General features: G+C 45.5%; 12 protein-coding genes. 11 read left to right on the top strand and 1 reads right to left on the bottom strand.

Annotated features, from left to right (window positions below; translation table 11 throughout):
- Positions 1-199 precede the first annotated feature (199 nt).
- The 4 genes from DF182_RS31820 to DF182_RS31805 all read left to right on the top strand — a co-directional run bounded on the left by DF182_RS31820 (position 200) and on the right by DF182_RS31805 (position 3,384).
- Complete coding sequence (locus tag DF182_RS31820; RefSeq protein ID WP_161964344.1) at positions 200-1,234, top strand: sensor histidine kinase; 1,035 nt, start codon at positions 200-202, stop codon at positions 1,232-1,234.
- Between the two features lie 3 nt (positions 1,235-1,237).
- The gene (locus DF182_RS31815) at positions 1,238-1,981 is read left to right on the top strand and encodes a LytR/AlgR family response regulator transcription factor (protein ID WP_245957672.1); all 744 of its coding nucleotides are present in this window, start codon (positions 1,238-1,240) and stop codon (positions 1,979-1,981) included.
- An 88-nt stretch (positions 1,982-2,069) separates the two neighbouring features.
- On the top strand, positions 2,070-2,786 hold the full coding sequence (locus DF182_RS31810; RefSeq protein WP_113619941.1) for a peptidase associated/transthyretin-like domain-containing protein: 717 nt from the start codon (positions 2,070-2,072) through the stop codon (positions 2,784-2,786).
- 46 nt (positions 2,787-2,832) lie between these two features.
- Positions 2,833-3,384, top strand: coding sequence for a hypothetical protein (locus DF182_RS31805; RefSeq protein ID WP_113619940.1), 552 nt, complete (start codon positions 2,833-2,835; stop codon positions 3,382-3,384).
- Positions 3,385-3,444: 60 nt separating this feature from the next.
- Here DF182_RS31805 and DF182_RS31800 read toward each other — a convergent pair whose 3' ends face one another.
- The gene (locus DF182_RS31800; RefSeq protein ID WP_113619939.1) at positions 3,445-4,086 is read right to left on the bottom strand and encodes an SDR family oxidoreductase; all 642 of its coding nucleotides are present in this window, start codon (positions 4,084-4,086) and stop codon (positions 3,445-3,447) included.
- A gap of 195 nt (positions 4,087-4,281) precedes the next feature.
- Here DF182_RS31800 and DF182_RS31795 point away from each other — a divergent pair, with 195 nt between their 5' ends.
- The 7 genes from DF182_RS31795 to DF182_RS31765 all read left to right on the top strand — a co-directional run bounded on the left by DF182_RS31795 (position 4,282) and on the right by DF182_RS31765 (position 9,815).
- Positions 4,282-4,653, top strand: coding sequence for a hypothetical protein (locus tag DF182_RS31795; RefSeq protein ID WP_147243614.1), 372 nt, complete (start codon positions 4,282-4,284; stop codon positions 4,651-4,653).
- Positions 4,654-4,812: 159 nt separating this feature from the next.
- The gene (locus DF182_RS31790) at positions 4,813-5,799 is read left to right on the top strand and encodes a hypothetical protein (protein WP_113619937.1); all 987 of its coding nucleotides are present in this window, start codon (positions 4,813-4,815) and stop codon (positions 5,797-5,799) included.
- Positions 5,800-5,840: 41 nt separating this feature from the next.
- Positions 5,841-6,662, top strand: coding sequence for a VOC family protein (locus tag DF182_RS31785; RefSeq protein ID WP_161964343.1), 822 nt, complete (start codon positions 5,841-5,843; stop codon positions 6,660-6,662).
- A 68-nt stretch (positions 6,663-6,730) separates the two neighbouring features.
- Entirely contained in the window at positions 6,731-7,219 is a 489-nt protein-coding gene (locus DF182_RS31780; protein ID WP_211327333.1) for a hypothetical protein, read from the top strand.
- Positions 7,220-7,276: 57 nt separating this feature from the next.
- A complete protein-coding gene (locus DF182_RS31775) occupies positions 7,277-7,531 on the top strand; it encodes a hypothetical protein (protein WP_113619935.1) in 255 nt (84 codons plus the stop codon).
- A gap of 98 nt (positions 7,532-7,629) precedes the next feature.
- Positions 7,630-8,799, top strand: coding sequence for an acyltransferase family protein (locus DF182_RS31770; RefSeq protein ID WP_113619934.1), 1,170 nt, complete (start codon positions 7,630-7,632; stop codon positions 8,797-8,799).
- A 50-nt stretch (positions 8,800-8,849) separates the two neighbouring features.
- Positions 8,850-9,815, top strand: coding sequence for a DUF5996 family protein (locus DF182_RS31765; protein WP_113619933.1), 966 nt, complete (start codon positions 8,850-8,852; stop codon positions 9,813-9,815).
- The last annotated feature ends 779 nt before the right edge of the window (positions 9,816-10,594 follow it).

The raw sequence follows: 10,594 nt of genomic DNA, 5'->3' as shown, positions 1-10,594 counted from the left end.
TAAAAAAGCCGGCAGCGAATCCGCTGCCGGCTTAATTTTATTAATATCATTCACAAAGTCACTGCAGCATATACGCGATATAATTTAATTGGGAGAACCGCGGGTTATTATTTATATTACTCCGATCAGTCAATCGGTACATTTCCCCGTTTCATCGATACATATGAAAAATAACCCGGCAGCCTCCCTTAATTTGTATATGCTATCCTTGGGAGCCCCTCAAATCAGCATCCACATTGTTTGCTGCCTGCTTTTTATGATATTCCCGTTGTTGTTTATGCACAACGGTAAAGGATATACTGAACTGATAGCGCCTGCCATGCACTACAGCTATTGGTTGTTTTGCAGTTGTTATATCATCCTGTTTTATTTCAACCGTTATTATCTCATGCCCCGGTTTTTTATACCGGGCAAATATGGTATTTATGTAGCAATGGCCCTGTTACTCTGCAGTGGTATATTTTTTCTGCAACCGTTTGACAGGCTGTTGCAGCAGAAATGGGCTGTTCCTCCCATAGGGGCAAAATGGGTGTATAAATCACCCGTTATTGATATTACCAGTCTCTTTATCTTTTTTATGATCATGGCGTTGGGCGCTGCTATCACTACCACACGCCGCTGGCAGCTTACAGAACAGCGTGCCATCAGGGCCGAGCGGGAAAAAATACGGGCTGAACTATCTTTCCTGAAAGCGCAGGTACATCCGCATTTTCTGTTTAACACCCTCAACAACATTTATACGCTGGCGCTGACAAAAAATAATTATACTGCGGACAGTATTCTGCGCTTGTCAAATATTATGCGGTACATTACGGACGATGTTTGTGCAGACTATGTACCCCTGCTTCAGGAAGAGGAATGTATCCGTGATTATATCGCCTTACAGCAGCTCCGCCTGCGCCCGGGACTGGTGAGCTACAAGGTAACTGGCGTGCTGGAACGAAAGATGATCAGCCCGCTGGTGCTAATGACGTTTGTGGAGAATATGTTTAAGTACGGTGTCAGCAAACATATGCCGGCCCCGATGATCATTCATCTCGAAGTAAACGAACATCATATTAATTTCTTCTGCCGGAATCGCATTTACCGGGAACGGAAACCGGAGCATAGCAGCGGCGTAGGCATTGCTAATACCAGGCATCGGCTGGAATTGCTGTATCCACAAAAACATGTACTGAATATCACTACAGATAATAACCTATATACCGTCAGGCTGACATTGCAGATAGATTAACCCATGGAGACTACTTCTGTTAAACCTTTTACTTCATCCACCTATATGAAGATTAAAGCCATCGCTATAGATGATGAACCGCTTGCGCTGGAGCTTATTAAGAACTATACCGCGCAGTTCCCGGCTTTACAGCTGTTGCAGACTTTCGATGATGCGCTGTCCGGCGCCGAATTCCTCCGTTGCCGTCCGGTAGACCTGCTGTTCATTGATATCAATATGCCGGATATCACCGGCCTGGACCTTGTCCGGTCGCTGCCGGAAAAGCCTATGGTCATTTTCACGACAGCGCATAAACGTTTTGCCCATGAGGGATTTGAGCTGGAAGCACTGGATTACCTGCTGAAACCGATCAGCATCGAGCGTTTTGCAAGGACCATACAAAAAACCATAGGACAGTACCGCTACAAACATGCAGCTGTAGCAGTCCGTGAGCCCGAATCTTTTTTCGTTTATGCAGAATACAAACAGGTAAGAATCTGGCTGGACGACATTGAATACATAGAAAGCCTGGAGGATTATATCCGTATTCATCTGCTGAATGCAAGACCTGTGCTCACACTTATGCCACTGAAGAAAGTGCTGGAGAAGCTTCCCCATGAACGATTTCGGCGGATTCACCGCAGTTATATTGTAGCTATTCGCAGTATCTGTTCCATTGCATACCGCAGAGTGCTGCTCTATTCCGGTGCAACCTTGCCTGTCAGTGACACTTATGCGGATGGTCTCAGAGAGTGGAGTGGTAAATAATACATCGGCACATCTCTCTCTTTTACCGATACTTACTTGATAAAAGAATGGTTATAGCTGAACTTTAAGCTAAACAATTCTTTATCTTATGGAAAGAAAAAATTTTCTCAGATCACTGGCGGTAACAGCCATTTCTGCCCCTGTGCTCCTCGAAGCCTGTAAAAAGGATAGCGCAGAGCAGGCAGCAACAGCCGCATCAACCCGTAATGCAAAAACGGAAGCGGCCTGTGTGCCTACAGATTATGATATGGATGGCCCTTATCCGCTCTATAACAGCCGTGGATCGGCTATTAACAGGGTAAACATCACTGACAACAAACCTGGTCTTCCACTGAACATCGACATCAAAGTGCAAAGCGTTAACAATGGATGTGCTCCTGTGACCAATGCACGGGTGGATATCTGGCAGTGCGACAAAGACGGCTATTATTCAGGTTATGTGAATAATGGTTACCTGGGTGTACAGAACAATACCGGCCGCCTCTTCGGAAGAGGATTGCAATATACCAACAACACCGGTCTGGTACATTTTCTGTCTATCTACCCTGGCTGGTATCCTGGCCGCTGCACACACCTGCATGCCCAGGTCTTCATCGGCACTTACCTGTATCTGACCACCCAGATTGCATTCCCGGATGCGATCAACGCAGCTGTGTATAATACGCCCTTGTATATTGCACACGGACAAAACCCCACTACCAACTACCTCGACACTATTATCAACGACTCACTGGCAACCGAACTGGCAACTGTAACTCCTAATTCCAATGGAGGTTATAACCTCTTTCATGTCATCAATATCTGATGATTCTTTTCAACCAATTTCTTACCAGTCGATCTAATTTATTTTTATGAAGATACAACCCGCGCAGGTCACCCTGTCTTTCAGACAGGTCATAGATGCCGCTTCTACAGGGGATTTTGAAAAAAAGATTTTTGAAGATTCCTATGTAGAATTCCTTATGCAGTCACAAGCCTATAATCCTGAAAAAAAATTCCGGACCTTCAGCGAACTGAAAACCCATAATCCGAAATCTAATTCATTGCACTACAAAGTGGGCTTTGCCGTCGGATTATATCTGCAGGAACTGGGAAACAGGATACCTGGCGTGAAAGATTGCCTCGGCAGTATGCATCTGCCGTTTGAGTTGTATCACCTCGAGCTGATTGAATCTGACATCGAGGACCGCCAGCAGCATCGTGTTGCAATTATTTACATCACACCGCCGCTCACCTTGCTGGAAATAATAGGAGACCGGCTGTTGCTGGTGTCCCCGGAGCAGACCAACAGCCTGGGCACATACGATACCTTCATGCTTTCATTCCAATCACAGCTGTCTATCAGCAGCTATAAACCATCGGCACTGCCGCAGGATGAGCACCACACTGTACAGGCGCTCTAAAACAACAAAAAGGCTGTCTGAAGGTTAACAGGCAGCCTTTTTAATCGGTTCGGCAGTATATTAGTAGAAGGAGGGTTTATCTCCTTCGGTGCCTGGTTTATCAATGCCTACACTCGCCTTTATATTCTTCCGCGGATGTTGGATCAAATCAGCAATATATGCGGCAACACTTTTTCTGGAGACTTCCGTGCCTTTAAAATCTTCTCCCTTCTGTGTAAGTTCATAATCCACTTCTTCGTTATCGGTTAGCCAGGCGGGCCTTACCACGGTGTAATCCAGGTCAGAGGTTTCTATGATATCAGCTGCTTCTCGGTAGGGAGCCAGGCTGTTGCCTATCATGGAGTCATTCCACTTCCCGAAAGCCCCCGGCACTTCATTGTAAATGCCCAGAGAGGTAACAAATATCAAACGCCTGACGCCATTTTTCTCCATCGCCTCCACAATCTGTCTGGCCATTTTATCTAAGCTTCCCGCCAGGTTGGCGTACACGATATCCTGGTCTTTCATGGCCTCATTCAACTGCTTATGGTGTAATACATCTCCTTCCACGATATTGATGTTAGGGCCTTTGATCCCTTTTAAATGACTTTTGTTTCTCAGGAATAGTGTCAGGTGGATATTTCCATGATGCTGAAGAAACTGAATAACATGATGGGCAATTGCACCGCCTGCACCCAATATCAGCACTTTTGTCTGTTTCATGTTGACTGCATTTTAAATGTTTTCTTTGAAGAAGAAAGCTAACTGCGCTACCGCTTCGCCCGCATAACGGGGTACCTCGTATGATTTTAGATAACAGAAAAGTGCAATATTGGTTCAGGGGCTACTACTGTGCTCTGACTGCTTGTTATCTGCTTAGTTTTAAGGATATGTTATTTGTAACCCAAAATCATCACTATGTTAAAACGATTCTTGTCTGTAGCAGCAGTACTGGCCATATTATCAGGTAGCAGCCTTTCTGCTGCAGCGCCTGTTCAGACTGCTTCCATAAAACAAACCCAGTCAAACAACAGGGGCACCCTTTCGATATCTGTATTCTGGACCCGCTGGCTTCCGCTTCCGCTTACATTTATACCCTCACCATCACTGATCGTCAATACCACCACCGGCCAAACAGTAAGAGCAAATGCCGATGGTCATGCCAGCATTGATGTACAGGTGGGAGACGTACTGAAGATAGATGAATTTCGTCAGCTGGAGCATGTGGTTACTGCCTTAGATGTGCAAGCTGGTTTTATGCTGATCAGTTTGGGAGAACTTCCCAGTTAAACTGAAGACACGGCGGGTTATGATCGGTCTGCCGTGTTTTTAGAAGTGATGATATTGTTTCGATGGAATAAAACAGATGTTGCTTTTTTTTATTTATCATCTTCGTAGTACCTTTCCCGTGCGATTTAATTTTTTCTTTGCAGCATCAATCCATTATTTATGACCGTCCATGAAATCATTGGTCTGATGGGACTTAAAAGCACAGTCCCGCAGATCATACAGTTGTTTGAAACCTGTGAACTTGGAAAACCGCCCAAATCCGTCAATGCCAATCAGGGTAACAAAAGCTTTCAGGACAAGAAAAATCAATTGAGCTTTGGTTTTAAGTTTGATATTACCAACGAACGGTTTTATCCTCCCGTTAGTCCCAAACAAGACGATTACAACTTCGAGTGTTATCTTACTTCCGTAGTACTTTTTTCGGGCGGCTCCGGCAGAAAAAAGACCGCCGATACCAAAGCCGATGCCTTCTGGGAAGGCTTTATCAGCCCGAAAAGCAGTTATGAAGAATGTCTTGCTTTCTTTGATATGAAGGGAGAGGAGGATACCATTATACGCAAACCGCTGAATGAAGTGGCGGAAGTGGTGGTATGGTTTTCCGGTGACAGGAGCCGTATTACCGATATGGAGCTGCGTATTATGGAAACACGCGAGATTTTTTCCATGTATAATTTTGATACGCAGTATACCATGAACAAGGTCAAACAGGCCTACAGTCTGTTGGTGAAATGGTTGTTTGATAACAGATACCTGATACTGCCGGAACAGGCTTATCAGGAAACATTGGGGCTGGACCATGCTGCCCTGCTGGAGTTTACCGGCAAATACCTGAAAAATCATATCTGGACGACCCAGCTGGTTGAGGACCCGTTACTGGTTTCCTTTCTGTACAAAATCGGCAGCAACCAGTCTATCACCATACCGGGTGGCGAAAGCGTCAATGTCTACATAAAACATCTCTATATAAAAGCTTCCGGAAAGTGGGACCAGCATCAGGACATCTACAACAACAGCACTATGGCGGCGGTGGATGAATTTGAAAGCAGCATTCACCTGGATGAAGCACAAAGCCTGCAATTCCTTCAAACGCTGACCAGTATGTTTGAACTTTTTAAACAGGTACCTAAGGAGGATTTTTTTCTGTAATGAGATAACTTATGTTCCGATTGCTGAACCGCCTTTTGTTGATGTCAGTCCTGTCAATACCTGCTTCGGCGCAGGTTATTACAGGGCTTGATCATGTGCCGGTGGCTGTTAAAAACCTTGACAGCGCCGCGTCCCGTTACCGTGCCCTCGGTTTCGCGCTCAAACCCGGACGGCTACACGATAACGGCATCCGTAACCTTCATGTGAAGTTTAAAGATGGTACTGAGCTGGAGCTGATTACGGCAGCAGAGCCGCGGGATGCGCTTACAAGGGAGTATCGGCAACACCTGGCAGCCGGCGAAGGACCGGCTTTTCTTGCACTATACACACCGGAAATTCCGGCGTTGATCAACCTCTTGAAACGTCTTCAGCAACCATTTGAAGTGGAGGATGGGTTCCCGGCCGTTCCGGCAGGGAATCCATTGCACTACCTCTTTTTCGGCCGCAGGAACCAGTCGCCCACCGATCAACCGGCACATTTCGCACATGAGAATAGCGCTGAAAGTCTTATTGGCGTGTGGATAGCAACGAACGATAGTTTACCGCTGCGCAATCTGTTGCAGGAAGGCGGAGCCCTGATCCGGAAAGAACAAGTAGGTGTGCCGCAGCGGCAATCCGCTACAGTAGCTTACCTGAAAGAAGGTACAGTCGTGCTTTTACCGGTTGCGCAACAGGTAGTCAGTGGTCATCCTGTCATTGGTGTAACATTAAGGGTGAAGAGTATTGAAAAGGTAAAACGAGTTTTGAAAAATAATAATATGAATATCCCGGCAACGATAGCCGGTAACGGTAGTTTAAGTCTGTTATTATCCCCTTCGCAGACCTGCGGACTATGGCTGGAATTCAGGCAGATAAAAAAATAACGGGTAAGGATATCATTCCGGCAAACTGGCACCAAATTGGCATTGAGAGGGATACAAACCATATTTTTATGAAAAAGATTGCCCTCGTGGCCTTCCTCCTGACCGCTGCCATGTGTTATACACCGGCTGCGAATGCCCAGGTACGTTTTAATGTTAATGTCAATATAGGAAACCAGCCGCAATGGGGGCCCGTAGGTTACGACTATGCTGAATATTATTATCTCCCGGATATCGATGCCTACTACTATATCCCGCAACGCCAGTTTATTTATTTTGACCGTGATGAAGACGAATGGGTATTTGCCAGAGCGTTGCCCGGATATTATCATTATGATCTGTACCGGGGGTATAAGGTAGTAGTCAACGATCCCCGGCCTTATATGAATGCAGACTACTACCGTTCAAAATACAGAAGGTATAGAGGCTGTTATGGCAGGCAGGCCGTCATCCGCGACTGCCACGATGAACGCTACAGAAAGCATGATGATGATGACGATGACAACGATCAGGGAAGAGGCTGGCGCGGTCGTGGTCATAGACATGGTGAAGATGATTAAATAACGTTAACGGTTGTAGGTCGCAGGATTTACAACCGTTTTTTTATTGCTGTTTACATGCTAACGCATAAAAAAAACGCTTTTGGAGGCTTTTTATCAAGTGAAGATGATTATCAGAATCCGGAAACGATGGCATTACTGGATAAAAAATCCTCCATCATTGGAATCAGCCATTGTAGTTTGAACATAATGCTTGTATGTGTAGTCCCTGGTAATACGGCCAGTCTCATATTGGAAAGAGGCGCCATCAGTAACAGCAACAAAATTATAACGGCCTTCAGAAAAGGAGGAGGGGAGAACACGACAATCTAAGGGCGAATTTGTACAAATAAATTGATGGGCGGAAAGACATGCTGCCTGGAACCTGTTATCTTTATCCCTGTGATCTTTAATTACACTGAAAATAAGCCATGGACAAGCGAACCAGTTGGATAGATAATTTACGTACATTCATTACCGTATTAGTGGTAGCCCATCATTCCTCCCTGGCCTATACTACCTTTGCCTATTTTGATAAGGATGCTTATATCCGCTCCACCCATCCTATGGTGGATGCTGCAAGAAGCCGTGGACTGGATATCTTCGAGGATTTTAATGATGTGTTTTTTATGTCACTGATGTTTTTAATCAGTGGCATTTTTGTGTACCGGAGCCTGCTGAACAAAGGGGCCGCTGTTTTTGTACGTGACCGTTTTTACAGATTGTTTATTCCTTTCGTGGTAGGGGTGACCGTGTTGATGCTCTGTGCGCATTATCCCTCTTATTATCTCGCCCATGGCACGCATAATCTCAAGGCGTATGTAACAGACTTTTTTACCGTAGAGGCGTGGCCGGTAGGACCACCCTGGTTTATCTGGGTGTTGTTTGTGTTTAATCTTGTTGTGGTCATTATCTTCCCGCTGTTAAAGGATCGTATCATACAATGGAGTACAGGATTGGCAATGCTGGGACAACATCCGGTAAAACTGCTGTTGTTTTGGTATCTCTTCACGTGGGTGTTGTATGTGCCCATGGCGCTGAAAGTAGATCCGGGGTACTGGACAGGCATCGGTCCGTTTGATTTTCAGGTGGGCAGGGTACTGTTGTATTTCGGCTATTTTTTCCTGGGTATACTCATAGGGGCGCCGGGTGTGAGTCACGGATTATTTGCCGAAGGGGCAGCTTTTGTGAAGAGATGGTGGTGCTGGCTGCTGGCCGCTTTAGGAGTATATACTGCACTCAAGTTGAGCGAGGCGCCACTGACCGGCATGCTGAAGCGGGAGGAATTAAGCCTGCAACAGGCCACGCTGATATACAGATCTATTTGGACATTATCCTGCACTTTCAGCTGTATCGCATTGCTGACTACATTTAAGCGTCTGCTGAACTACAGCGGCAGATGGTGGCAGTCACTGTCGGCCAATGCCTATGGTATCTACCTGGTGCATTACATTTTTGTGATCTGGTGTCAGTATCTTCTACTGAATGTATCGTTGCCGGCATGGCCCAAATTCCTGATCACCACGCTGGTGTCGGTAATATGCAGCTGGTGGGTAACCTATATCGTCAGGAAAAATAATCTCATCGGGAAGTATCTGTAAAACCCTTCTTCCTGCTCGGGTGTTATCATTGTTGAACATCAAGGTCAACTATGCAGCACACTGTTTTAACATCCGGCCAATGGCCGGTCATCAAGTTTGAAGACTGGAAAGATACGCTGGCTACTGTACATCTGTGGACACAGATAGTGGGCAAGATCCGCCTCCGGACGATGCCCTGGCTGAACCATTCCTGGCATGTCACACTTTATGTAAATCCGTATGGGCTTGGTACAGGAAGTATGCCTTACCAGGATGGTATCTTTCAGATAGATTTTGATTTTGTTCATCACCAGCTGGTGATTGTCACCAGCAACGGCGACCGGGAAGCTCTGGGGCTAAGACCCAGAACAGTGGCTGATTTTTATGCCACTTTGTTTGAAAAATTGCAGTCGCTGAATATAGATGTCCCGATTTATCCCGTGCCCAGCGAAATTCCCGGCGCTATTCCGTTTAACGAAGACGAACTGCATCAGTCTTACGATCAGCATCAGATGGAGAATTTCTGGCTGGCGCTGGTTAGGATGCATAATGTACTGACCCGTTTCCGCGCACGCTTCACCGGTAAATGCAGTCCTGTTCATTTTTTCTGGGGTGCTTTTGATCTGGCCGTAACGCGGTTTTCAGGGAGGGATGCACCTGAGCATACAGGAGCTGCACCCAATATGCCTACTATTGTTATGCAGGAAGCGTACTCCAAAGAAGTAAGCTCCTGTGGCTTCTGGCCAGGTAATGAGCAATATCCGCAGGCTTGTTTTTATTCCTATGCCTATCCGGCTGCTCCTGATTTTGGTACACAACCTGTACAGCCGGCAGGAGCCTTCTACAGCCAAGAGATGGGAGAGTTTATGTTACCTTACGATATAGTGCAGCAGGCTGATAACCCTGACGAGGCATTGATGGCCTTTTTACAGTCTACCTACGAAGCTGCCGCCAATACAAGCCGCTGGGACCGTAAGGCCCTGGAATGTGATCTGTCAAGGTATGAAGAGGCTTATGGTTGTTATAAGGAGGTGTAGTGGTTTGTGGGAAGGTTGGTATTTGGAAGGATTCACATTGCAATAAAATTATCTAGTTTGTGGGAGTTAAGGTTATCCCTTATCCTTCCATGTTTTCCTGTGAGGGGTTTTCCTCATCTACTGTTTTTCTTTTGTAAAGGCAGACCATTGGTAAACGCCCAACAATACCGTCCCTATGTTGGCTTATAGTGTTCAGAATGTGAAGTCTGCCGTATGCAGAAAAAATCTTTTTACGAGGATAGTACTTTTTTGATTGTACCACGTTTTATGGACGAGATCGGTAGATTCTCAGAGAGATAAAAAGTGTTCCGGTTAAGGCTGCTGCTGACCTATAGACAGTCTTACAGGAACTCAAATTGTAAAAATATTAGCCATTAGAACAAATGTAGCAATACGATATTTTTTCCGGTTCATTTTTTTGTACCCCCAAAGACATTGGAAAATTCCAGTGTGATTTGCTTTTGTCCATTGTTTGTGCCTTTTATTGTTAGTTAGTCGTCGATAGGTTGTAGTTGTAACAGAGTGGATGTGATTCAGCATTGTTTGATTATTTAGTGTTAACTGTGGTCGTCGATGTTCGGGGTAAATCTTATTACCTCGCATCGACGACTTTTAAAGATGGGGATTGGTGAATGGAGATCTTGGATATTTGATGATTAAAGAGATATGTTTCTTGGTTATGAGGGCTTTAATCGTACAAGGATGAATTGAAATTTCACCATCCGGGTGCCAAGGTCTTTTGCGTAATGCGCTTTAATCGTACAAGATGAATTGAAATA

Origin of the sequence: Chitinophaga flava, assembly GCF_003308995.1 — a bacterium.
Lineage (GTDB): Bacteria > Bacteroidota > Bacteroidia > Chitinophagales > Chitinophagaceae > Chitinophaga > Chitinophaga flava.
Note: the sequence above shows the minus strand (reverse complement) of the source record. Positions and strands in the feature narration are given on the sequence as shown.